Consider the following 25110-nt stretch of genomic DNA (forward strand, 5'->3'; position numbering starts at 1 on the left):
ACGCCGAGGCGTAATTGATAATAAGCAATAAAGGAGATGCAGGCAATGCTGTATATTTTTCTAAGTTATTTGGTCGGCACCATTTTATTTGCGGTTCTAGTGGGTAAAGTAAAGGGCATTGATTTGCAACAAGCCAATAGTGGCAATTTAGGCGCACGTAATGCAGGACGAACACTTGGAAAAGGTGCCTTTGTCATTGTTGCGATTGGAGATGGCTTGAAAGGGCTCCTAGTCGTCTTAGTGGGGCGGCTGCTGGACTATTCTGAAATAACGATTGCACTTGCAGTTATTGCCGTTATTCTCGGTCACCTTTATCCATTTTGGAATAAGGGGAAGGGGGGCAAGGGCGTTGCAACAATCATCGGGGCAATGGTAATGTTTGCACCACTGTCTTTTCTCGTATTTTTAGGAGGATTTGGATTAAGCGTCATTCTTACAAAAAGTGCAACAATTAGCATGGTTGTAGGGTTTGTTGCTTATGGATTGCCACTTGTCGTACAACAACCCGCGGGAAGCCTATTTTGTATTGCCTTACTGCTCGTTATTTGGAAGCAACGAAAAAGCATAATAGAGAGAGTGAAACCAAATGTATTGGAGTAAAATTGCTACAACAGAAAAAGAATTCGAAGCGATTGCGGCCTTAAACTATGAGACTTTTGTTGAAGAAATTCCGCAGCATACATCAAATAATCAAAAGCGATTAGTCGATAAATTTCATGCTGAAAATACATATATCGTCGTCTATAAAGGAGTAGAAATCGTTGGCATGGCTGCGTTTCGCGATAAGCGCCCCTTTTCAATCGATCAAAAAATTGGCATCGTTGAAAAGCATTTAGCACCAGAGGATTGTAACTATTTATGTGAAATCCGATTATTAGCGGTGAAAAAAGCACATCGTAATGGGCGTGTATTTTCTAAGCTAGCTACGGCCATTTATCGCTACTATTATGACAAGGGCTATACGGCATGCGTCATTTCAGGTACGGTACGTGAGGAAAAGCTGTATAGCGAGATGGGCTTTAAACAGTTTGCGCCAGCAGTAGGGACAGAAGAAGCACGTTTTTTACCAATGGTGCTGACACGTAAAGATAGCGCAGTATTTCGTGAGCGCTTACGTGAAAATAATGCTGTATTTTACCCTGGCCCTGTCGCAATGGAATTGTCGATTGAGCAATCGGTTTTATCGCATCGCTCGCTTCAATTTGAGCAGGAACTTGCACAGATGAAAGAAACATTGTGTCAGCTAACGAGTGCACAGTTTGTCATTCCGATGGTGGGCAGTGGCACATTAGCGAATGACGCGATGTTAGGACAGCTAAAAAGTGATTTTAACGATGGACGCGGCTTATTTTTAACGAACGGCGAGTTTGGCAATCGGTTGATTCATCAGGCGCAGCAATGGGATTTATCGTTTGATTGGTTAGATTTTGGTTGGGGGCAGTCATTTTCAATCGAACGGATCGAGCAGCAACTGCAAATAGATACGTATCGTTATATTGTCTTCGTTCATAGTGAAACGTCCAATAGTACAATGAATCCATTAGAGGACCTGAAGCAATTAGCAGCGCGTTATGATATCGCTTTATGCGCGGATTGTGTGAGTTCGTTTGGGGCTACACCGTTTTCGATGGCGCATTTACATTATGCAACGGCGAGTAGTGGCAAAGCGCTTGGGACAATTGCGGGGGTTGCTTTCGTCTTTTGTAAGGAAGCGCCACAAGTAAGCGTCGCGCCACTGTATATGAATTTACCTTATTATATGGAAAAAACAATTCCATTTACGCTGCCACATTTCTTAGTTCAGTCCGTCAACACCGCGCTAAAGGCATATCCAGAACGCTTTGAAAACTTACAAAACCGGTTGGAGCTTGTAAGAAAAGCCGCGTTACCGATTCAGGCAGTGAACCCGATTATAGCGACGTTGCAGCATGCAGAAATGCCAAAAATTATGGAAACCTGTGTGTTAAATGGCTTTTTGTTACATGGGGATAGCGGCTATTTAAAAGAGCGACATAGCGCACAAATTAGTATGATTCAGCCGAAATTTGAACGGGATTTCAAAAAGGTAGCAGAACTTATTGCGAATATCATGAAAACGTTGTAGGAGAGGGCAAGGGTAGATGTAGCAACAGACCATAAATCATTTGATTTCTTTCAGCAGAAGTCTCTCACCTCTGTAGGGGGTGAGATGAATGCCAAGTGTTCACAATTTCAGTGGGTATTCAAATATTCGCTGAAAGAAGTTAAAGCCTCCCCGGATGTCACAGATTTGGAAAGGGGTTCTTTGCCCGAGCGTAAAGCCGAATCCAGACGTAATTACGCCAAGGCGAAATTGATAAATGCAAATAATTACGACGTACCTTACATCATTGTAAGTTAATTGAAAGCCAATCCGATAGAGTGTAAGTATAAATTTTGGCAAAATAAAGTTAGAAAGTAACTACATGCATTTAAACATACATTGACTTTTATATAAATAAAATCTATCGGAGGGTTTACAAATGAACGAATTATTATCAACAATTTATGATGAATACAACCGCTACATTTACCACCTATGCTTAAAATTAACACGCAATCAAACCGAAGCGGAAGACTTAATGCAAGAAGTTTGGGTAAAGGTTGTGCGCTACGAAGAATCAGTAGCTGGAGTTGACCATGTAAAAGCTTGGCTTACAACAATTACAATGAATACATTCCGCGACCGTTACCGCAAAAATGTGCGTCGTAGCAAATACATGATGAGCCAACCTGAACAATTAGACGTACCGATTTTAGATTTGGTTCCCAATAATGAGGCTTCAACAGAGGAACTTGTAGAAAAAACAGAAATCACAAAAATTGTCCAAGAAAAAATGAACCAATTAGAAGGCATTTATCAAAAAACATTATGGTATTTCTATGTAGATCAATTTTCATTAGCAGAAATTTCAGAGCTGATGAAAGTTTCCATCGGCACAGTAAAATCTCGTTTATTCCGCGCAAAGGCTCGTTTAAAAGAAATTTTATTGGCAGACAATCATGTAGCCGATGCGATTTTACCAGCTTAATTCTTAGGACGAAAACAACAGTAAAAAGGTTCAATAATTCAATGAAAAGAAGGCGCTTTTATATACTAAGAGCGCCTTCTTTTTATATTGTTAAAGGAACATGAGCATATTTGTAGAATTAACGGCTATAATCATTGGTTTGAATAAATTGTTAATGGAGGAGAGAGGGTTAAATAAAAAAGATTAATTTTTCTACTAACAATGAGCGAATATACTAACAAAAATGAATCAAGTGCAATCTACTTATTTTCGGCGGGCAACGGCATGACAGCATTATGGCCACGTGGTACGTGTCCATACTACTGTCTTTAATGCCGCATGCAAGGCCCGCCAAATTAAAATGTTACTTTTCCCTATATAGTTAAGAGCGTAAAATGCTGCCGCTTGCGCTATGGCGAGGCGGCGGTGATGGATAAAATGTTACGATGTTTACAATTTTGTATTTTTGATTAAAAGTTAAGCTAAAGCAATAAAATGAGCTGCTTTAATTGCGTCAAAATAATATCATTTTTGGACGGAAGTTGACATCATTCCAATAACAAAGGAAATTTTTGTACACTTCATTATAAAACCTTTGTAATAAGAATCAACTTTAGGTTTTATGGTAGAGTGGCGCGAAGGGAAGGGGGCGACTTCTAGGGGATCAAGCGTGTGCGGAAAATCCACTCATTTGTGCCACCGTTAGAGGCACAAATGAGTTAGTTGTAGCCACGCCCCCAGAAAAGCGTCCCCCGTAACGTAGCAGAACGGACTATATTAGATATATGCACTACTTGTTATGAGTCCCTCTTACTTCTAATAGCTGCTTGTAGCGTATTTGTTCTATTTATTCCCTATTACGACATAAAAAAGTACGCCAGCCTAGTAGCTAGCGTACTTTTATAATTTCGCGCATTTTGCAAAGATTTGTGTGAGTGTTTTAAGCTCGTCCTCGTCTAACATTCCAAACAAGCTTTCAAACACCACATCGACTTGTTTTTTCGATTGAGCAAGCATTTCGATGCCAGCCCCGGTAATATGAATTTGAGAGGCGCGGCGGTCAGTTTCATTTTGCGTTTTTTCGATTAAGCCCGCTTTAAGAAGCTTCGATGTTAATACGGTAACGCCACCCGTTGTCACCTTTAACTTTTCAGCAATTGCAGAAGGTCGTTTTGGCCCCTCTGTATGAAGAAAAGCTAAAATTAAAATATGCGACTTTGAAAAGCCTAATAGGTCATGGCTGTTCCATTGGTTTGCGATTTTACGTTCCAATGAGGTCAAAGTTTCGAAAAGAGCTGATATTTGCTCTCGTTTTTGCTCATTCATTAGTGGTCAACTCCAAAAAGTTTTCGCTATTCTACAGCTAGCTTTTGAAGGGCATTCAGTTCAAATGCACGCACCTTACGTGGAATGAAGCGACGGATGTCCATTTCGTTATAGCCGATTTGAATGCGTTTTTTATCAAGTAAAATAGGGCTACGCAACATACGTGGATGCTGCTGAATTAAATTGTATAGTTCTTGAATTGACAATTGATCGATATCAATGTCTAAGTTTTTAAAATCGTTTGAGTTTGTTGCGATAATTTCGTCTGTACCATCTTCTGTCATGCTTAAAATATGTTTGAACTCGGCTAATGTTAAAGGCTGAGATGTTGTACGTTTTTCAGTGTAAGCGATATGGTTTTCGTTTAACCATTTTAATGCTTTTCGTGATGAAGAACAGCTTGATTGTGTATAAATTGTAACTGGCATAATGAATTTCCTCGCTTCCCATAATTAAATATTTAGGTGATAGCTTAGTGGTAAGTTATGTGTTTATATTTATATCTTACTACTAAGCTATTTATATTGCAACATTTTTTTGTTGGTTTACTTTTCCATTATTGTTTACCCACTCTTTTAATAAAATATACGTCTGTGCCAATAAAAAGTTTCAATTTTAACATTACAGTTTTGTAAAGTTGGCGATAAAAGAGGGGTAACTTCAAAAAAAGATTCCGCCGCAACGCTGTGTAGTGAGCAAGGTTGCAACCAAATTTTCGGCATTGCGCTCATCGCAAATAACGTAGCAGAGTCGACCTTATTGAAAAATGAAAAAACGCTATTTTCCTGTTACAGAAAATAGCGTTTTGTTTCATTTTATTTAAATTCGTTTAATTCTTTCGTTTCGCGTGAAGTGAACCAATCTTGTACGTTCCAGATTTTTGTTGCTAGACCTTCGTAGAATTCAGGCTCGTGTGATACGAGAACGATTGTGCCTTTGAATTCCTTCATAGCGCGTTTTAATTCTTCTTTAGCGTCCACGTCTAAGTGGTTTGTTGGTTCGTCAAAAATTAACCAGTTTGTTTGATCCATCATTAATTTACATAGACGAACTTTCGCTTGCTCACCACCAGACAGTGAGTTTAGTGGACGTGTAATATGGTCTGTTTTAAGACCAGCACGTGCTAATGCGGCACGAACTTGGGCTTGCTCCATAGAAGGGAACGCATTCCACACATCATCGATTGGTGTAATTTTGTCCGCTTTTACTTCTTGTTCGAAGTACGATGGCTCTAAGTAATCACCTAAAATAACTTTCCCGTCTAACGGCTGCACTTTGCCAAGCATCGTTTTTAGTAAGGTTGATTTACCAACACCGTTCATCCCAACAAGGGCAATTTTTTCACCGCGCTCGATTTGGAAAGTAAGTGGCGGCAATAATGGTTTTTCTTTGTCATATCCGATGACTAAGTTTTCTGCTTCTACAACATAGCGACCAGGTGTACGTGCTTCTTTAAAACTGAATTCCGGTTTTACAGCTGTTTCAGGGCGGTCAATACGCTCCATACGGTCTAATTGCTTCGCACGTGATTTTGCACGGCCGCTTGTCGAATAACGAGCCTTGTTACGAGCAATGAAATCCTCTTGCTGTTTAATAAATTCCTGTTGTTTTTCATAAGCATCGATATGTTGACGCTTGTTAATTTCCGCAAGCTCGGTGAATTTTTCATAAGTTGCCGTGTAACGCGTCATTTTTGTGAATTCTAAATGTAAGATGACATCAACAACATCATTCATGAATTCCGTGTCATGTGAAATTAATAGGAATGCATATGGATAGTTCTTTAAATAGTTTTTTAACCAAGTTACGTGCTCTTCGTCCAGATAGTTCGTAGGCTCGTCTAGTAATAAAACTTTTGGTTTTTCTAATAAAAGCTTGGCAAGTAAAACTTTTGTACGTTGCCCACCTGAAAGAGCCGCTACGTCACGTTCTAAACCAATTGCATCTAAGCCTAAACCGCGTGCAACCTCATCAATTTTCATATCTAAGTTATAGAAATCGCCAGCGTCTAGTGCATCTTGAATTTCGGCCATTTCTTCTAATAGCTTGTCGTAATCTGCATCGGGCTCAGCAAGTTCTGTAGAGATTTCATTTAAACGCTCTTCTTTTTTATAAAGAGGTAAAAACGCGTCACGTAATGCATCACGCATTGAACGGCCTGCTGTTAATACAGTGTGCTGGTCTAAGTAACCATAGTGCGTACCCGGTAGCCATTCCACTTTACCTTCGTCATGAATTGCTTGTCCTGTGATGATGCTCATTAATGTTGATTTTCCAACTCCGTTAGCACCAACTAAACCGATGTGATCGCCTTCAACTAAACGGAATGAAACATCTTTAAATAATGTACGGTCACCGAATGAATGACCTAAGTTTTCAACTGTTAATATTGCCATATACTAATCCTCCGAATGTTTTTTTATAATTTAACTCTGAAATTACTTTGATTTGAGTTTCGTGGACGCTTTCCGCAGGCGTGGCCTGAACCTGTAGTCTCAGGCGTCACGCAGGAGTCGCCCCTACACTATCAATCAACTGTTTAATTTTATCCATCAAAAAACTCGCAGGCATTAAAGTGCTGCGAGCTGTTTATTTAGTTCTGCGAGCCTTGCTTCCATATTCTCTAGACGTGTTAATGCCTGTTTCACTGAATCTGCATGGCCAAGTGATTCTAATTTTTCCATATCGCCTTGAAGATTGATGTAATCCATTTTCAATTCGGCAATTTGCTGCTGTAATTGGTCCTTTGTTAGCATTGATATTTGCTCCTTTAACTAACGAAAATTCATCTTTTTTTATTGTAACATAATGCGTCTAAATTTTTCACTACATGTGCGCAAGATTATGACGAGAATATGCTAAATCGAGTAGTAAATTTTTTAAAATATCATTGTTCGTTAAAATTTCCAAAGCCCGCTGTTTGCGTACAGCACGTTCACGACGGGATTCGTGAAGTAATAGCTCCATGACTGCGTTTTGTAAAATGGACTGCTTCATTTTCCGACCTAAGCCAATGTGAATGAATCCGTTCATTTCGCGGGCAAATGTATAGTTTAATTCCTGCTCGTGCTGGGCAGTTGTAATGCAAGGAATTCCGGCAGCAGCCACTTTGTAAGGTGTATAATTGGCATTACAAATAATTAAATCGGCTTTCGGCATTAAGTGGAGTAGGGCATCTGGACGTTGCACGAGTTCTATATTGCGACGGCTTAATGCCATCATTTTAAGGCTATCAATATCGTGCTTGTAATCATCATCAATGGCGATTGAAATTTTGAGTGGGATATGTAGCTGCGTTAAGTGGCGTAATGTGCGGTACGTTAAATTATTGGCATCACCGTCTTCATAAGCAATAACGATGTGAGGAAGTTCACCTTTAATGTTGCAATCTGCTGCATCATAAATTTCCTGGGCTGTTTGTTGTAAATTTGGTGGCACAGCAAATGCATAGCTACCAGCAAGCTCTTGGGGAATCGAATCCTCGTGCGGCTCACCAAATAGTGCAATAATATGGCAGTCGACAAGCTGTGCACCCACTCCAAAATCATCGAAATGGACAATTGTCGAGCAATATGGTCGAATCATTTCAACTTGTTCAAGCTGTGTATCCTTGCCGTCATGGACGATTAAATCTGGCTCAAGCTCACGAATTTTCTTTTTCAATTCTATGAAACGATCGAATAATACAATCGTTAAACCCGTCTTAGCTAGCTTATCAATGAGCGCTTGGTTTTCCGTTTTTACAAATAAAAAAACACTTTCATCGCGTAGGAAATTTGCGAGGGTAACGGCGCGCTCAAATGGATACATGCCTTTCGTATCACAATGCTCGATAATCCAAATAATTTTTTTCTTAGGCAATTTCATCCCATCCTTTCCACTATCTCTATAAAATATGGCGGAATATCCGAAATTATGAATATATACATTTTATACACTACGAAAAATGAGGGATAGAAATGAAGGAGATGCGTTCAGCTTTAGTAGTTGGTGCGACAGGTTTAGTCGGCTCAGCTTTAGTTAAATTATTGTGCAATAGTGACGAGTACGTTTCTGTCAATGTTATTTCGAGAAGACCACTTGATTATTTTCATCCGAAATTAGTCGTAACATTGCGTGAATTTGATCAAATTGCAGAGAGTGATATTGAGTTTGCTCACGAAGTATATTGCTGCTTAGGAACAACGATGAAAAAAGCGGGTTCAAAGGAACAGTTTGAAAAGGTGGATTTCGAATACCCACTGACAATTGCGGCGTTGGCAAAAAATCGAGGGATCGGGCATTTTATCGTCATTTCGGCAATGGGTGCAAATGAAAAGGCATTTGCGTATTATAGTCGTGTAAAGGGTAAGTTAGAAAATGCGCTCATTACGATGGACTTCCCGCAATTATCCATTGTGCGGCCATCACTCATAATAGGCGAGCGTGGGGAATTTCGTTTTGGAGAATCTATCGGTGCAATTGCTTTAAAAATGGTGAATCCGCTGTTAGTTGGACCGTTGAAACAGGTGCGCTCAATTCCAGCCGAGCAAATTGCACGTGCGATGAAAATGATTGCACTACAAGGAGAAAAGCAAAAGGTAACGATTTATAAATCTGATGAACTATTATCGATGGAGATGCCGCCTGTAGAGAAAGTAGGGACGGAACTAGCAGAAAAAGAGATTACATTCAATTGGGGTAAGCTAAAGGATGAGGAGTTGCCACCGATTGACAAAGAGGTTGTGTTTGATCGAAGCAAAATAAAAGAAGCGGATAAACGTGACTAATTTTAACTTGCTTCAGCAAATTCTTTTTGTACTATAAGCAAAGAAACAGGTACAGAAGTCACTGTTTTTTAGAGATGTTTTAAAAGCAAATTTTTAAAAAAGTCTGCATGGAATTGCGCAAAAATGAGTTACGACAAAAGACTGAAATTGAACATTCATAAGCAACTCCCTATTATATTAAATCATTATTCTGATACAATAAGGATACAATGAGTTACATGGAGGAACAAAAATGAAGATTTTACTTGTCGATGGGACGATTTTTGGTCGCAAAACCGGTGTTCTTTTAGAACAGGTTCAACAATATATCACAGCTTTAAACCCTGAGTTAGAGCTTGAAATTTTATATTTCTCAAAGCTTCAGCATCAAATTTTAGACGGCAGCCCGCTAAATGATGATATGAAAAAGATGATTCAAAAATTTGAAGAGGCAGACGCTTACATTTTTGCGTCACCCATTTTCCAAGCATCGATTCCTGGTGTACTAAAAAATGCCTTTGACATGATTCCACCAAAAGCAATGCGTTACAAGCCAGCTGCAATCGTTGGTAATGGTGGGACGTACCAGCATCATTTAGTATTAGAAAATCAATTACGCCCAATTTTAGATTACTTCCGCTGCCTAGTCACACCAAACTACGTGTACACGCACGCGGATCATTTCGATAAAGACAATAATATTACTAGTGAAGATGTACACAACCGTCTACGCGAACTAGCGCGCGTGTTCGTGCAATACTGTGAAATGACAAAAACATTATCAAAACAAGCTGTGGACATTCAATAATCACCAAAATTAAACCAGCCCCGAAACTACGATTGCGTAAATTTCGGGACTGGTTTTGTTATGTGAATAAATGATACTTACTTATTAAATGGTTCCGCGTAACAAACCTCTCACCATTCGAATCAATATAAAGTTTCTCAAACATAAGATTACTTCAAATGTTCATTTAAAACATTCTCTTCTAAAACCGTAAATTTATCACCATATACTTTCGTAATGTGTTTTTCTCCCCAATCGCATAATAAATTTAAAATACCACTTAGGCTCGATCCATATTCACTAAGCTCATACTCCACTTTCGGAGGAACTTGATTATATACGATTCTATTAATGATTCCATCTTCCTCTAATTCACGTAATTGTTGAGTGAGCATCTTTTGCGTGATATTCGGCATCAAACGCTTCAATTCACTTGTTCGTTTTTTGCCGTGTGTCAGGTGGCATAAAATCACGCATTTCCACTTCCCTCCAATCACTTCCAAGGTAGCTTCAACTGTTATATTGTATTTCTTTTTCTTCATAACTAAGTCCTCCTAAATATATAGGCACTAAAAAGTATCTATGTTACTTTAAGGTTCCTATATCACTTTAAAGTGCGTACTTCCCATTCATTACAATATATTCGATAATAACATTTGCCCGCTGAAATGGGTAGTTCACTTATATCATGACCTTTAAGAAGGTTCATTCATACAATTTTACAATATTCGGGAGGGAACATATGTCTATCGAAAAAAAAAGAAGCACATTTGCGCTTCTTGCCTTGGCCATAAGTGCATTCGCCATAGGAACTACAGAATTTATTAGCGTAGGGTTATTACCGTTAATAGCCGAAGATTTAAAAGTACCTATTACAACAGCTGGACTCACTGTTTCACTATATGCTTTAGGAGTAACCTTCGGGGCACCTATCTTAACATCACTCACTGCCAGGATGTCACGCAAAACCTTATTACTTTCTATAATGATCATTTTTATTGTTGGTAATAGTATAGCGGCAAGTGCTACAAGTATTGGTGTATTACTAATTGCTCGCGTAATTTCTGCCTTTTCACATGGGGTTTTTATGTCGATTGGTTCAACAATTGCGGCAGATTTAGTACCTGAAAATCGACGAGCAAGTGCCATATCCATCATGTTCTCAGGGCTTACGGTAGCGACTGTTACAGGTGTTCCATTAGGGACATTCATTGGACAAAATTTCGGCTGGAGATCGGCGTTTATTCTTATTGTTGTAGTTGGGATTATTGCTCTAATTGCAAACAGTCTTCTCGTTCCATCTAACTTAAAACGAGGGACACGCACTGCACTACGCGATCAATTGAAATTAGTAACAAATGGTCGTTTATTACTTTTATTTATCATTACTGCCTTAGGATATGGAGGAACATTTATAGTCTTTACTTATTTATCCCCAATACTACAGGATATAACCGGATTTAAGGAAGGAACAGTAGCTATCATTCTTCTGCTATATGGGCTAGCTATTGCTATCGGAAATATGATAGGAGGAAAGTTATCCAATCAAAATCCGCTTAAAGCATTATTTTATATGTTTATCTTTCAAGCAGTAGTTCTTTTAATCTTCATGTTTACAGCACCATTTAAACTTGTTGGCTTGATTACCGTTTTCTTTATGGGCCTACTTGCTTTTATGAATGTTCCGGGATTACAAGTATATGTAGTCATGTTAGCAGAACGGTTTGTTCCGACTGCAGTTGATGTAGCTTCTGCGATCAATATAGCTGCTTTTAACATAGGCATTGCTTTTGGATCCTATATGGGAGGTGTTATTACAGATTCAATCGGATTGATTCATACCACTTGGATCGGTTCATTAATGGTTTTAGCAGCCGTTTTCTTGACTGGCTGGAGCCGGAATCTTGAAAAAAAAGATCAAAAAGTGGCTAAATTGAATAGTGAAGAGCATGAGCACTCTTAAAATACATTGTGCTCAAAAAAACATTACGGAGGAATAGATTATGTTAAACAATTTACAAGCGACAACAACATTAAATAATGGAGTCAAAATGCCTTGGTTTGGTATTGGGGTATTTAAAGTAGAGAATGGACCTGAATTAGTAAATGCCGTTAAATTTGCAATTAAACATGGTTACCGAAGCATTGATACTGCTGCCATTTATGATAATGAAGAAAGTGTTGGACAAGCCATCCATGCGGGCTTAAAGGAAACAGGAATTTCTAGAGAAGAACTTTTTATCACTTCAAAAGTATGGAATGCTGACTTAGGTTACGAATCTACCATCGATGCTTATGAAACAAGTCTAAAAAAACTTGGATTTGATTACTTAGATTTATATTTGATTCACTGGCCAGTAGAAGGGAAATACAAAGAGGCATGGCGTGCATTAGAAACACTTTATAAACAAGGGAAAGTAAAAGCAATTGGAGTGAGCAACTTCCAAATTCATCATCTTGAAGAATTAATGAAGGATGCAGAAATTAAGCCAATGGTGAACCAAGTAGAATATCATCCACACTTAACGCAAAAAAGCTTACAGTCTTATTGTCAAAAACAAGGAATCCAGTTGGAAGCTTGGTCACCGTTAATGCAAGGTCAGCTATTGGATAACTCGGTTCTCTTGGAAATTGCGAATCAATATAATAAGTCGATTGCACAAATTATCTTAAGATGGGATTTACAAAATGGTGTGGTAACTATTCCAAAGTCCACGAAGGAACATCGTATCGTTGAAAACTCAGATATATTTGATTTCGAGCTTTCCAAAGAGGACATGGAAAGAATTGACCAACTAAATCAAGACCACCGAGTGGGACCTGATCCTGATAACTTTGACTTCTAATTAGAGTAAAATAAATGACCAAAGGCGCTTCCTTAAAATAGGAAGCGCCTTTGGTCCGTTAATAAATTATACGTAAAACAACACTTTTTGTACTGGAAATTCAGACTTTTGAACGGCGGTTTTATCTTAAAAAAATGGTAATTTTAACGTATCAAAAGAGAAGAGGTAGATATTATGAATATAGACCACGTTACAATGTATGCTTCTAACTATGAAGCAACAAAACAATTTTATGTAATAACACTCAATTTCCCTTTAATTTCAGAAGAACATGACCGTTTTACAATAACGGTAGGTAAATCCACGGTTACATTTATTAAAGCCCTCTCGGAAGAAAAACCATTCTATCATTTTGCATTTGATGTTCCTTCAAATCAATTTGAAGAAGCGAAGGCATGGACAAAGGGAAAATTAGAATTATCTCAAGAGCAAGGGGATGATGAAGTATACTTTGCTTTCATTGATGCTAAATCTATTTATTTTGAGGATCCTGCCGGTAACATTGTTGAATTCATTTGTCGCTTTTCAGATGCAAAACAAAGTGATGAGCCGTTTACTGCTTCTTCCCTACAAAAAGTGTCTGAGATGAGTATTGTTGTAACCGATAAATTAAATGCCGTAACATCATTACATGAAGTATCCATTTTTGAACGTGATGGCGAAGAAATCTCAGCAGACGGCTTATCTTTTATGGGAGAACGTGAAGATGCGACATATCTACTATTTGTAAATGAGGGGCGTACATGGTTTTTCTCAAATAAAAAATCAACAGCATTTCCTGTCGAGGTTACATTACAACATGGGGTTACGGTTAAAATTAATGAAGAATTGGAATTAGTTAGTTCTATAAATTATTAACAAAAGAAAGAATTTGTGAAAATTGACAAAAAGGGTGGCAATCCTCTTAACATGAGTGACTGGCGTTATAAAGGCTTTTTCTTGCAAAAATATTTTATGGTATGATATTAAGGTTGTGCATCTACTATATGACACATTTACATTCATCTAAGAAAAGAGGTATTTATGCACTCTACAGAATTATCGAAGCAACATTGGTTGCTCATCTTAACACTTACTTTATTAACATTTGTTCTAGGAACAAGCGAATTTGTTATTGTGGGAATCTTAACTGATATTTCTTCAAGCTTTCAGATAACAAATGCAAAAGCAGGTACACTCGTTTCTGCGTTTGCAATCACGTTTGCCATTGCCACACCATTAGTGATGTCAGCAACAAGTCATTTTCCAAAGCGTAACTGGATGTTGTTTTTGATAGGAACTTTCATTGCCCTGAATGCTTTGTGCGTAATTTCCACGAGCTATATCATGTTCCTTACACTTCGGATTTTGACGGCAATTGTAACAGGCGTATTAATCTCCCTAGCAATGATTGTTGCAAGTGAAACGATGCCGATTGAAAAACGCGGAATTGCAATATCATTCGTTTTTGGTGGATTCACACTTGCAAATGTCGTTGGAGTGCCTCTTGGTATTGTCATCGCTGAAAGGTACGGCTGGAATGCCACTTTCATTTTAACTACTTTACTAGGTAGTTTGGCGTTTTTGGCATCTTTTTCATTCTTGCCAAATAAACTTAGCCAAGTTCGTAGTTCGATACTGGATCAGTTTTCTTTATTGGCCAACCCAAGAATTTTGATGGCTTTTTTCATTCCCGCTCTCGGATTCGGAGCAACTTATACTGTCTTTACGTACCTAGTTCCTATCTTGAACGGAATGGGCGCACCAGAAAACTCGATTAGTTTAATCTTGTTTGGTTACGGATTTATCTCGATTTTCAGTAACATTCTCGCCGGCAAGATTGCTAGCCACAATGCAATCGGTCGCCTTAGATTTGTTTTTCTCGTTCAGGCAATTGTGCTAACAACTTTATTTTGGACAACAAATCATTTTATTTTAGGACTTGTTAACATTGGCTTGATGTCGTTAATGGCCATTCTCTTAACAACATCTACTCAGCTTTATTTAATAGACCTCGCAGGAATTTATCAGCCCAAAGCAACGGGACTTGCTGCATCACTTATGCCAGTGGCAAGCAATGTAGGTATCGCTTTTGGTTCTGCATTAGGCGGAATTGTATACCATCAAGGGAATTTAATGAATGTAACATGGGTTGGGGGAGTAGTTGCAGTCTGTGCAAGTCTACTAACTTTCCTTAGTTATCATTTTGACCAAAAACAAAAGAAATCAGCATAAAAGGGAATCAACCAACGTTAGGTATGCTTCCTATATTCTTATGGTATCTCCAGAAGAACAAAAACCTTTCTATACCATAGTTAATGATATTACAGTAATCTCTTTTTTATAAAAAATTGAAAAAAAGAAGTATCAAGAACGTTTAATCGTTGATACTTCTTATAATTTTTTATTGAATTACTTTAACATTTTTTTGTCCAACAACCCGTACTTAAGCTGTCCAAACTTTGCTTGATTATAATATCCATTCTTGCTATTCAAGACTTTTACACCATTAACGGTTTCAACCCACTAGTTCGGACTAAAACATCCTTTATTTATGATACGGTTCTCCGTGATTTGTCTAAATGCGGTTTGCATTAAATATTGCTTTAATAGTAATGCTCATTTCCACCTCTCTAATTTGTGAAGATTTTTTACAAACATTCCTGCCAAAAACTTCGGAAAACCCATTTCGATGCACATATCTTTTACAAATCGTTTCATTTCATCTACCGAAATGTCCTTTTGCGTGAATTCACCTTCTTGATAACAATGCTTACAGTACATACTACTTTTATTTAAATTTTTCTCTGTACCACGATCTTCAATTTTTTTTAAAGGCATGGCACAGCTTTGGCATTTTTTAAATTCTTTCATACGATCACCTCAAAATGTACTTTTATTAAGCCTCTAATGTTTTATAAATCTTTTGGACTCTTTTTAATTGTGGTGCTGTTAGGTATTTTTCTCTTTTTCGTAACACATTCAATAATTCCTCTTTATTTTCATCTGTTACGGCTAAAAGCGTACTTTCCGAGTGCTGAGGAATTTCCTTTGGTCTGCAATTCTCAAGGTGATGGAGTAATATTGGAAAAATCACATCATTCTTTTCCTTACTGACAGCTGCTAGCCTCGCAAGAGTTAGGACACCTTTATCAATTGTAATAACTGAACCAACTTTCATTGCACTTTTTAATATGTCAAGATGAGCCATAATGGTTTCTGATGCACCCTCGGCAATCGTAGCTAATGCCGTCATTCCGCCCCAGACCAAACGATTATTACGGCTTTTTAGCAACTCTATAAAAGTCAGGGCGTACTTACTTATGAGTTCTGGTTTAACTTGCCCAATTTCGTACGCTACTTTAATACAATCGTATTGAATCTTTTTATCTTTGCAAGTTAGGTTTTCAATTATTTCTTCGATGCCCTCATAATTTTCTTCATTGGCTAATTTATGTGCCAGCTCAATATTTGGCACTTCATCATTTCGACTTAGTTGAGAAGCTAACAGGTTTACAACTGACATGATTATCCCTCATTTATCAAATTTATTTTATGTAATACATTATTACATTTAACCCTTAACCAATCTATATTCTTCTGCTTGTTTTGTAATAAATTTCTTACGAGATATTATCGTTTAATATTAGCAATATTATTGCAATATAAATGCCATAGACGTAAACAAATTAACACCTCCTTGTTCTTTTTCTCAGAAAAATCTATGATACGATTATTTTAAATTAACAACCAAGAACGAACATGGAGGATAAATAAATGCTTAAAAAAATTATATCAATTGTACCAGTTGCAATGCTTTCGGTAACTTTAGGTGCTAATGTTCAAGCTGCAACGATTACCGTACAAAAAGGAGATACACTTTGGGATCTATCACGTGCAAATAATACATCTGTAAAAAATATTCAAACGTTGAATCATCTTACTACCGACCTTATTCACCCCGGGGATGTCCTAACCATTGCACAGCAAAAACAATATACCGTTAAGCAAGGTGATACATTATGGGAAATAGCCCTAGATCATCAAGTAACAGTTTCGCAAATAAAAGAATGGAATCAATTACATACGGATGTCATTCATCCAGGTTTAAATCTAATCATCTTTGAAGGTTTGAAAACTAGTAATACGGTTGTAACTGAAAAGCCAATAATGCCTGTAGCAGATGAATCAAAGGAAACTACAACTGAAGCAACCGCTCCATCAACAAATAATACAGCTTCAAAGGATAGTAAGCCTGAAAAAACTGCTCCACCAACAAGTAATACAGCTTCGAAGGATAGTACATCTGAAGCAACTGCTCCATCAACAAGTAATACAACTTCGAAGGATAATACAACTGAAGCAACTGCTCCATCAACAAGTAATACAATTTCGAAGGATAGTACAACTGAAGCAACTGCGCCATCAACAAGTAATACAACTTCGAAGGATAATACAACTGAAGCAACTGCTCCATCAACAAGTAATACAGCTTCAAAGGAAATTACAGTTGAAGCAACAGCCTATACGGCTTCATGTGAGGGATGTTCAGGTATTACCGCTACTGGAATTAACCTTAAAACAAACCCGAATGCAAAGGTCATCTCAGTTGACCCAGCTGTTATTCCACTTGGTAGTAAAGTTTATGTAGAAGGCTATGGTGAAGCGATCGCAGGGGATACAGGCGGAGCCATTAAAGGAAATCGAATCGATGTCTTTGTTCCTTCTCAACAGGATGCAATCAATTTTGGAGTAAAACAATTAAAGGTAACAATATTAAACTAACATATCTACTACCAGCCTATCCTTAGGATTGCTATATATGTACAAAAAGGTGATTTGAATCTTAAATAAAAAAAGGAACCAGTTTTTTTTATTAAAAGTCAAGAGTTAAAGTAATACACTTGTTACATTAGTATTCTTTATGAAATGTGCAACATTATAACGAGTTATTTTTAAGCTGAACTATTTTTTAATTAGTTCAGCTTTTATTTGTGATTCAAATTATAATTAGAAATATTTGCGAAATGAACGTGTAAAATAATTGAGATGCTAAATTGTACCTTGTTCAACTAACGGGGCAGGTTAGTTGAATAAGACAATGGAAGTTTTCATGTCGCATTTGACACAAACTGCGAAACAAAAAAAGGCAGCGCAAAGCATTCTGCCTTTAAAATATTCATACTCCTTTTTATTAATAAAGGGAGGTCTGTAAGTTTTTTGACTCAATCATATCAGATACAAACGTATACAGATTTGGTGGATGCTCTGCAATGCGGTGTGCAAGATACAAGTACCATTCCGTGCGATATGTGACGTACACTTTTGTTTGTAGATTTTCATTTCTCAATGATTTAATTAAATCTGGACGAACGCCATAATTCCGGTATTGGAATAGTCATAATTGATTGTTCCCAGGGACGTGAAAATTTAAGATAATGGATTTCTCGCAGTTTGGGGGAGCTCAAACGTTCTTCAATTTAGCTTGTTTCTACAACACGATTACACTTCCATTTCATCCCCTGGCTAGTCACTCTTATATATCCGATTCAAACCACCTGTGATATGATGACAGAATAATAAAGTGTGATTTTAATCAAGGGGTGTTTAATATGTATCAAGAGACAAATAAGATTGATTTAGTTCAAAAGGTTTTAAAAAACTGGAAAGGCTTTTTCATCCCATATGAGATGGCGTTAAATGAGTTGAAGAGTGATTTCAATATTATTGATCTTGAATGGAAATCGAAACACGGATACTCTCCCATTGAGCATATGAAAACACGCATGAAAACTATTATGTCATTGGTTGAGAAAATTGAAAATAAAGAAATACCGCTGACTCAAGAATCTATTAAACAAGAAATACGAGATATTGTTGGAGTACGAATTGTCACTAGCTTTATTGATGATGTATATTTGCTGAAGGAACATATCGAGCAGCGTGAAGATATTCGCATGATTAGAGTAAAAGACTATATTAAAGAACCTAAAAAGAGTGGCTACAAAAGCCTTCATCTTGTTGTAGAAACGCAAGTCATCTTATCTAATGAAGTGATATGGGTTCCCGCGGAAATCCAAATCCGAACATCCGCTATGGATTTTTGGGCATCAACAGAACATAAACTCAACTATAAATATCAAGGTGAATCGATACCGGAAGAAGCTCAAAAACAATTAATTGAGCTATCCAATGCTTCCTCGTTACTGGACAAAGAAATGTCTAAATTAAGAATTCAACTACTATCTAGTGAAACAGATTCAAATGGATAAATAATGAAAACAGAGAAAATCTACTTGATAGGTTTTCTCTGTTTTTTGTTATTTCTATAATAGTTCTTAAAAACGGACATTTTACATTGAAGTGACCCCTTAAACTTAAACACAGTTATTAACATTATTGACACTGGGAAATAACAATCTTATGAATAAGGACTATCATAAGATTCAATCTATGTTAGATGAAATCTAATACACAGTACGACCATAATGTGTAATAAAAGAGAAGGTGCTTCTTCGACTAACGGGGGCTTTACTTGAAGGTCATTGAGTTGCATATGCAGTTCTTTTTTCTTTATTGAACTAACGAAGGAGTTTAGTTGAATAAGCAGGTTACTATAAACAGATATACCAAAGTGGAATTTTAAATTCCATTACTATATTGAATGAATATTTGAAAGAAAAAGTGCAGTAGAGATATTTCCTAATTACTCTGTCAAATTTAAAAATCCCCAGTTTTATACTGGGGAACTAATTATTTGGTGGTTCTAATTATTTTTCTGGATGATTTACATGTAATGGTGGAGGTACAAGCCAACCTTTATCTTTATTAAGGCGTAATAGTTTGGCACCAAGCAGTGCTTTAGCTGTATGGAATTGACCATACATTAAGCCAATGTCTTCTCTAATTGACATACCCATTGCTTGACTACAAGCAACTAAACAAGCAGCAGCGTCTAATGATAATGCGGCACTAATTTCAGGATCATTAAACTTTGCACCAGGAGGGATATCTTCTAGTCTTGCATCTGCACGTTCAGGCGGTGCAGGAGGTAATGCAATGCCATTGGTTTTTAGAATCTCTTCTAAAGGTTTAACTTCCTCTTTTATACCTTGAACAAATTCTTCTATGATTTTTTTCAAGTCTTTATCACCAGCATGATTATAAAATGTTTGATACCCAGCAATCATGCCATAGTTTGCAGCAAGATTTGTCCAGATACTGAATACCTCACCATAATGTAATGGTTCGTCTTTTGGATTACCGCTAAACATACCCATACTTGCACTTCCTTTTCTGTTTTTTTGCCATATTCAAAACAAGGATAGTATAGGCAAAATCAGAAATGTAATTCATAAAAAATTATTTTTACGAAACAATATGAGGTAATGAATAAATGAGTAAATCCACTTTTCATTGCGATTATGCAAGAATTTGTGAAGACTCACACTTACACTAACGGGGGCTTTACTTGAAGTTCATTGAGTTGCATATGCAGCTCTTTTTTCTTAATTGAACTAACGAAGAAGGTTAGTTCAATAACTTATGTTACTTTGTTCCATTTAATTCGTTTAACTTTACATCAAGAACCTTTTTCACAGCAGTCTTAGGGCTGAGAATAAGGCGTGAAATGGCTAAATAATAAATGGTTCAATTAGGCTATTTGACGGTGTGCTGGTTACATCTTTTCGTTATTTTTTGAGGAAATTCAAAGGTTATGATAATTTAATTTGATTGAAGGAGATTAGAAAGGCTAAAAGGGATTCGAAATGCGATCCGAACCCCTTTTGTTTACAAACAGTGAATGACTGTGGTTACCGTCATATTGACATAAAAATTGAATTTATTTTGCTCCCATACCACCGTCAATTCGGTACTGAGCTCCTGTAATAAAAGCACTGTCATCGGAGGCAAGGAATACTACTAAATTAGCAATATCGCTTGGCTCGCCATAACGCCCTATTGGAATACTGTTAGAAAGTGCTGTTTTAGCAGCCTCTGCATTTCCTGGTGCAAAACCTTCTTCTAATGATTGAATCATTCTTGTGTTTACAGGTGAAGGGTGAATTGAATTTACGCGCACATTTGCACTAGCAGATTCAAGTGCTGCTGCTTTTGTTAGTCCTACTACCGCATGCTTCGAGATACTGTAAGGCGATAAATTAGGGCCGCCATTTAGTCCTGCCACAGAAGAAGTATTGATAACACTACCAGAACCTTGCTTTGTCATAATTGGTAGAACATATTTCAATCCTAAAAAAGCACCACGAACATTAACATTCATCACTTTATCAAAGTCTTCCATTTTCTGTTCAATAAGAGGAGCTACTTTACCTTCAATACCAGCATTATTAAAGAAAATATCAATTTTCTCAAAATGTTCAACCGCTACTTTTACGTAATTTTCTACATCGGACTCTTTTGAAACATCGGCTTGAACTGTTAGTACTTCACCAAAAGGAGCTAGTTCTTCTTTAGATTTTGCAAGTGATTCTTCAAATAAGTCCACTAATACAACTTTAGCGCCTTCTTTTAGGAATTGTTCTGCTGTTACTTTCCCGATGCCACCTGCTCCACCAGTAATAATTGCAACTTTCCCAGATAATCTTTCCATATTTATATACCCTCCATTTGTTTTTTCTTTGCATTTATAATTTCCATTTTATCAATTAATCATAATTAAGTATAATTAATATATATTAATTATACTTAAGTATTGCTAATGGAAGGGTGTATAGAAAATGAATATCGAACAACTGGAAAATATCGTTGAAGTGACAAAAACAAAGTCTCTCGCAATTGCCTCTAAAAATCTTCATATTACTCAATCTGCTATCAGTCAATCTATTTCTAAATTGGAAAAGGAATTAGGTGTAAAGTTATTTACACGCTCACGGTCGGGAACTATACCCACTTTAGAGGGGCAAATAATAATCCAGAAAGCATTTGAAATCATCAAAAATATTGAAGAAATAAGAGTAGAAGCTCAAAATCAGTCAAATAATCAGGAAGGAGAAATAAGAATAGTAACGATACCTATTGCGATGGACTCTTTAGTAAAAATGATATCTAGCTTGATAAAGGATTACCCTAAAGTTAAGTTTGAAATATCTGAGTCGGGATCTAATGAAATAATGAATAGCATAAATGAAAATAAAGTAGATCTAGGTTTAATTGCAATAGAAAAAGACTCATTTGTAAAAGAAAAAGGGATAAATTTTGAACCATTTTTGGAAGGGGAAATAGTTGTTGGGGTTGGAAAGAACTCTCCATTGGCAACTAGGAAAAGTATTACTCCTCAAGAAATGCTGGATTATCCCTATGTAGTATATAATGAAGTATACAATCGTGAGTTTCTTGAACATTTTAGTAAAACAGTTGGACCCGTACAAATATTGTTTACAACCAACAATGTGTCAGCCATTCTAAATGCTTTAGAAGATGATATAGCCATAACAGTTGGATACGATTTTTCATTTTTTAATGCGCCAGCCGTTTCTAATGGTGACATTGTTACACTTGAGATTAAAAATTATGAACAACAACCCATAGTGTTAGGTTGGGTTAAGTCGGAAAAATTAAAAAATTCTCAATTTTACCGATATTTTATAGACCGTTTGATTCAAGCGTTTGAAGAAGCAAATCTGTATAAGTGGTAAGCCGATTTTGAATAAAAATAATAAAGAACTTTACAAACGTGGGCTTTACTTGAAGATCATTGAGTTGCATAGGCAGCTCTTTTTTTCTTTATTTAACTAAAGGGGCAGTTTAGTGGAAGAAGGACTTTAAATTGGTTTAACAGAAAAACTTATAATCAAATCAAATTTTCCGGAGGAAGATATGGAAGAATTTAAAGTAAAACAAATAAAAAATCTGTTTTATGTTGATTTAAATCAATTAGTGAAGGAAAGCAAAGAAGAGGGTTTTCGTTTTCTTGAAAGATTAGTTAATGATTATAAAAAAGGCACTAATAACTTTAATAAGCCTGGTGAATCTTTATATGGTGTGTTTAACAAAGAAGGTGTACTAATTGCTATTGGTAGGCTTAATATAGACCCATTTTCAAATCAACAAAAAATTGGACGTTTGAGAAGGTTTTACGTTACTAGGGATTATCGAAGAAATGGTCTAGGGAGACTCTTGTTGAAAAAGATAATTTGCGATGCAAAAAACTATTATAAAGTTTTAGTGCTTCATACAGATACAGAGCAAGCTGATAAGTTTTATACTTCTTTTGGATTTTTAAAAGAAAATAGATATCCCAAATCTACGCATTGTTTAAACTTGTAAAAAATAGTGAGGAGTTATTAAGCTAACGGGGGCTTTAATTGAATATTCGCATCCCGAAATAATCAAACTTTTTTATAAAAACCAAACTAGATAAATAAAGAACCAACTGTTTTGATCAAATTTTGTTTCAAAACAGTTGGTTTCTTTCTGTATAAAATCAGCGTTTGCAACTTACTTTTAATCGAACTTTATTAAAAAGCTACATCTATATAAAAATAAAAGCAGAATTAGTCCTTCAACTATTCTGCAAAAAGCTATTATAATGTGTAACATTCTATTTGTCATGTTGTTAAATCTTTAACAGTAGAAAATAACTTGACTTTTAATAAAACAGATTTGGTCCCTTTTTTCAGCCATTCCAATAGGGGAGTGTCCAAAAAGTTGGTCACTCCTTTTAAATAATAAAAATTAACGTTTTTCTTCTATTTCTTCATCTTCTCTCCAACATTCAACTTCTCCAATGTTAGGTACGTTTTTCGTATAAAACACTGGATCTTTGCCTTGTTTACGTTGGTTTAAATAATCATTAATTACTGGTTTTGCTACTTTCCAAAGTAACAGAATCGCGATTAAGTTTATGATTGCCATAATGCCCATAAATAGATCCGCTAAATCCCATACAACTTGTACTTTTGCAACCGAACCAAACATGACAAAGAGTACGACAAATATACGGAATACAAATAAGCCTTTTTTTGAATCTTTAATAAATCCAATATTCGATTCACCATAGTAGTAGTTACCAATAACTGTGCTAAAGGCAAACATAAATACAATTATTGCTAAAAAGCTCCCTGCCCAATCACCTAGGTTTTCAACTAAGGAAATTTGAGTTAAATTTACGGAAGTAGCGTCAGATTGAAGATATGCATCACCCAATAATACGATTGCAGCAGTTGCAGTACAAACTAATAAAGTATCAATAAATACACCAAGTGCTTGAATCAAGCCTTGCTTTACTGGGTGTGAAACAGCTGCTGTTGCTGCTGCATTAGGTGCAGAACCCATCCCTGCTTCGTTGGAGAATAGACCACGTTTAATCCCATTCATAATTGCTGCCCCTAACATTCCCGCAAAGGCTTCTTCCAATCCAAAGGCAGATTTAATAATCAGGGCAAACACATTCGGAAGTTCTGAAATATTGATGATTACAACAAAAAGTGCAATGATAATATATAAAATTGCCATAACCGGAACAACTATTTGAGTGAAGCTTACAATTCGCTTTAACCCACCAAAAACAATGATTCCTGTAAAAGCAGCCATTATTAAACCTACAACAACACGATTAGCACCAAAGCTCTCTTCAAAGGCTATTGAAATCGTATTGGCTTGTACTGCATTAAAAATAAAACCGTAAGTAACTGTAATAACAACGGCAAAAAGAATGCCCATCCACCTTTTATTTAAGCCCTTTTCCATATAATAGGCAGGACCACCACGAAACAATCCAGTACGGTGATCTTTAACTTTATATACTTGTGCTAATGTACTTTCAATCAGTGCAGACGCACTCCCAATTAGCGCAATCATCCACATCCAAAATACAGCACCAGGACCTCCAAGAGCAATTGCCGTCGCAACCCCAGCAATATTACCAGTTCCAATACGTGAGGCGGCGGATATTGTAAAGGCCTGGAAAGAAGATATACCCTTTTTCCCTGACTTATCTTTTGGCGCTGCTTCCGTAATAAGTTTAAACATTTCTGGGATTAATTTAAATTGAATAAACTTTGTTTTAACGGTAAAAAACACACCCGTTCCAACTAACAATACAATTAATACATACGAATATAAAATTGTATTTATTTCACCTAAAATACTGTCAAACCAATCCATAAATTCACTTCCTTTATTTAATAAAATCTCCTATTCACTATAGGAACACACATTAGAAAGACCGTGCCCTCTGAAAGCACCCTCGGAATGAAAATCATTTTTCATTATACTAAAAAAACACCATTTTCCTCAACGGAAAATGATGTTTTTGATATTTGTCTTTGAGCTTATAGGAGTTTTGTTCTATTAGAAAGATAAACAGTGAAATTATGACAATAAGTAAAATAAAATCTATTAAAGACCTCACTTACTTATGGTACGGTTCT

Annotated in this window: 24 protein-coding genes; 13 read left to right on the plus strand and 11 right to left on the minus strand. The window is 36.5% G+C overall.

All coding sequences use genetic code 11. The features are described 5' to 3' along the window. Nucleotides 1-45 precede the first annotated feature (45 nt). The 3 genes from LZ480_RS00865 (at nt 46) to LZ480_RS00875 (ending at nt 3050) form a co-directional block, all read left to right on the plus strand. Entirely contained in the window at nt 46-600 is a 555-nt protein-coding gene (locus LZ480_RS00865) for a glycerol-3-phosphate acyltransferase (protein WP_241367441.1), read from the plus strand. Continuing rightward, a complete protein-coding gene (locus LZ480_RS00870; protein WP_241367442.1) occupies nt 587-2104 on the plus strand; it encodes an aminotransferase class V-fold PLP-dependent enzyme in 1518 nt (505 codons plus the stop codon). Before LZ480_RS00865 ends, LZ480_RS00870 begins: the two co-directional genes overlap by 14 nt. Before the next feature lie 397 nt (nt 2105-2501). Further along, on the plus strand, nt 2502-3050 hold the full coding sequence (locus tag LZ480_RS00875) for an RNA polymerase sigma factor (protein WP_241367443.1): 549 nt from the start codon (nt 2502-2504) through the stop codon (nt 3048-3050). Between the two features lie 879 nt (nt 3051-3929). On the opposite strand, the gene LZ480_RS00880 is transcribed toward LZ480_RS00875, so the two are convergent. The 5 genes from LZ480_RS00880 to LZ480_RS00900 form a co-directional block, all read right to left on the minus strand. Then, nucleotides 3930-4355: a MarR family winged helix-turn-helix transcriptional regulator gene (locus LZ480_RS00880; protein WP_241367444.1), complete on the minus strand. Its 426-nt coding sequence runs from the start codon at nt 4353-4355 to the stop codon at nt 3930-3932. A gap of 26 nt (nt 4356-4381) precedes the next feature. After that, nucleotides 4382-4783 (minus strand): transcriptional regulator Spx, encoded by a 402-nt coding sequence (spx, locus tag LZ480_RS00885; RefSeq protein WP_241367445.1) that lies wholly within the window; start codon nt 4781-4783, stop codon nt 4382-4384. 387 nt (nt 4784-5170) lie between these two features. After that, nucleotides 5171-6751: an ABC-F family ATP-binding cassette domain-containing protein gene (locus LZ480_RS00890; protein ID WP_241367446.1), complete on the minus strand. Its 1581-nt coding sequence runs from the start codon at nt 6749-6751 to the stop codon at nt 5171-5173. A gap of 174 nt (nt 6752-6925) precedes the next feature. Beyond that, nucleotides 6926-7111, minus strand: a complete 186-nt coding sequence (locus LZ480_RS00895) for an SE1832 family protein (RefSeq protein WP_241367447.1) — start codon at nt 7109-7111, stop codon at nt 6926-6928. 70 nt (nt 7112-7181) lie between these two features. Beyond that, entirely contained in the window at nt 7182-8222 is a 1041-nt protein-coding gene (locus tag LZ480_RS00900; RefSeq protein WP_241367448.1) for a PseG/SpsG family protein, read from the minus strand. A gap of 92 nt (nt 8223-8314) precedes the next feature. Between LZ480_RS00900 and LZ480_RS00905 the strand changes: the two genes are divergently transcribed. Both LZ480_RS00905 and LZ480_RS00910 read left to right on the plus strand, forming a co-directional pair. Then, the gene (locus LZ480_RS00905; protein WP_241367449.1) at nt 8315-9124 is read left to right on the plus strand and encodes an NAD(P)H-binding protein; all 810 of its coding nucleotides are present in this window, start codon (nt 8315-8317) and stop codon (nt 9122-9124) included. 232 nt (nt 9125-9356) lie between these two features. After that, nucleotides 9357-9911 (plus strand): NADPH-dependent FMN reductase, encoded by a 555-nt coding sequence (locus LZ480_RS00910; RefSeq protein WP_241367450.1) that lies wholly within the window; start codon nt 9357-9359, stop codon nt 9909-9911. Between the two features lie 149 nt (nt 9912-10060). Here LZ480_RS00910 and LZ480_RS00915 read toward each other — a convergent pair whose 3' ends face one another. Further along, a complete protein-coding gene (locus tag LZ480_RS00915; protein ID WP_241367451.1) occupies nt 10061-10432 on the minus strand; it encodes a winged helix-turn-helix transcriptional regulator in 372 nt (123 codons plus the stop codon). 200 nt (nt 10433-10632) lie between these two features. Between LZ480_RS00915 and LZ480_RS00920 the strand changes: the two genes are divergently transcribed. From LZ480_RS00920 to LZ480_RS00935, 4 genes are all read left to right on the plus strand, one after another. Then, a complete protein-coding gene (locus LZ480_RS00920; RefSeq protein ID WP_241367452.1) occupies nt 10633-11853 on the plus strand; it encodes an MFS transporter in 1221 nt (406 codons plus the stop codon). A 40-nt stretch (nt 11854-11893) separates the two neighbouring features. Further along, nucleotides 11894-12736, plus strand: coding sequence for an aldo/keto reductase (locus tag LZ480_RS00925; RefSeq protein WP_241367453.1), 843 nt, complete (start codon nt 11894-11896; stop codon nt 12734-12736). Between the two features lie 174 nt (nt 12737-12910). Further along, entirely contained in the window at nt 12911-13594 is a 684-nt protein-coding gene (locus LZ480_RS00930; protein ID WP_241367454.1) for a VOC family protein, read from the plus strand. 165 nt (nt 13595-13759) lie between these two features. Next, nucleotides 13760-14950: an MFS transporter gene (locus LZ480_RS00935; RefSeq protein WP_241367455.1), complete on the plus strand. Its 1191-nt coding sequence runs from the start codon at nt 13760-13762 to the stop codon at nt 14948-14950. A 384-nt stretch (nt 14951-15334) separates the two neighbouring features. On the opposite strand, the gene LZ480_RS00940 is transcribed toward LZ480_RS00935, so the two are convergent. Further along, nucleotides 15335-15589, minus strand: coding sequence for a zinc ribbon domain-containing protein (locus LZ480_RS00940; protein WP_241367456.1), 255 nt, complete (start codon nt 15587-15589; stop codon nt 15335-15337). Between the two features lie 25 nt (nt 15590-15614). Next, the gene (locus LZ480_RS00945) at nt 15615-16241 is read right to left on the minus strand and encodes a hypothetical protein (RefSeq protein ID WP_241367457.1); all 627 of its coding nucleotides are present in this window, start codon (nt 16239-16241) and stop codon (nt 15615-15617) included. A 251-nt stretch (nt 16242-16492) separates the two neighbouring features. Here LZ480_RS00945 and LZ480_RS00950 point away from each other — a divergent pair, with 251 nt between their 5' ends. Together LZ480_RS00950 and LZ480_RS00955 are read left to right on the plus strand one after the other, a co-directional pair. Further along, the gene (locus tag LZ480_RS00950; RefSeq protein ID WP_241367458.1) at nt 16493-17500 is read left to right on the plus strand and encodes a LysM peptidoglycan-binding and 3D domain-containing protein; all 1008 of its coding nucleotides are present in this window, start codon (nt 16493-16495) and stop codon (nt 17498-17500) included. 827 nt (nt 17501-18327) lie between these two features. Further along, entirely contained in the window at nt 18328-18987 is a 660-nt protein-coding gene (locus LZ480_RS00955; protein WP_241367459.1) for a GTP pyrophosphokinase, read from the plus strand. A 498-nt stretch (nt 18988-19485) separates the two neighbouring features. Here LZ480_RS00955 and LZ480_RS00960 read toward each other — a convergent pair whose 3' ends face one another. Beyond that, nucleotides 19486-19995: a DUF3231 family protein gene (locus LZ480_RS00960; protein ID WP_241367460.1), complete on the minus strand. Its 510-nt coding sequence runs from the start codon at nt 19993-19995 to the stop codon at nt 19486-19488. Between the two features lie 563 nt (nt 19996-20558). After that, nucleotides 20559-21329, minus strand: a complete 771-nt coding sequence (locus LZ480_RS00965; protein WP_241367461.1) for an SDR family NAD(P)-dependent oxidoreductase — start codon at nt 21327-21329, stop codon at nt 20559-20561. A gap of 127 nt (nt 21330-21456) precedes the next feature. Here LZ480_RS00965 and LZ480_RS00970 point away from each other — a divergent pair, with 127 nt between their 5' ends. After that, nucleotides 21457-22374 carry a LysR family transcriptional regulator gene (locus tag LZ480_RS00970; RefSeq protein WP_241367462.1) on the plus strand — a complete coding sequence of 306 codons (918 nt, stop codon included), beginning with the start codon at nt 21457-21459 and terminating at the stop codon, nt 22372-22374. A 181-nt stretch (nt 22375-22555) separates the two neighbouring features. After that, nucleotides 22556-23005, plus strand: a complete 450-nt coding sequence (locus LZ480_RS00975; RefSeq protein WP_241367463.1) for a GNAT family N-acetyltransferase — start codon at nt 22556-22558, stop codon at nt 23003-23005. Nucleotides 23006-23413: 408 nt separating this feature from the next. Here the strand turns inward: LZ480_RS00975 and LZ480_RS00980 are convergent, their stop codons facing one another. Beyond that, complete coding sequence (locus LZ480_RS00980) at nt 23414-24844, minus strand: alanine/glycine:cation symporter family protein (protein WP_241367464.1); 1431 nt, start codon at nt 24842-24844, stop codon at nt 23414-23416. Nucleotides 24845-25110 lie beyond the last annotated feature (266 nt).

Origin of the sequence: Solibacillus palustris (genome assembly GCF_022549215.1) — a bacterium.
Classification (GTDB): Bacteria; Bacillota; Bacilli; order Bacillales_A; family Planococcaceae; genus Solibacillus; species Solibacillus daqui.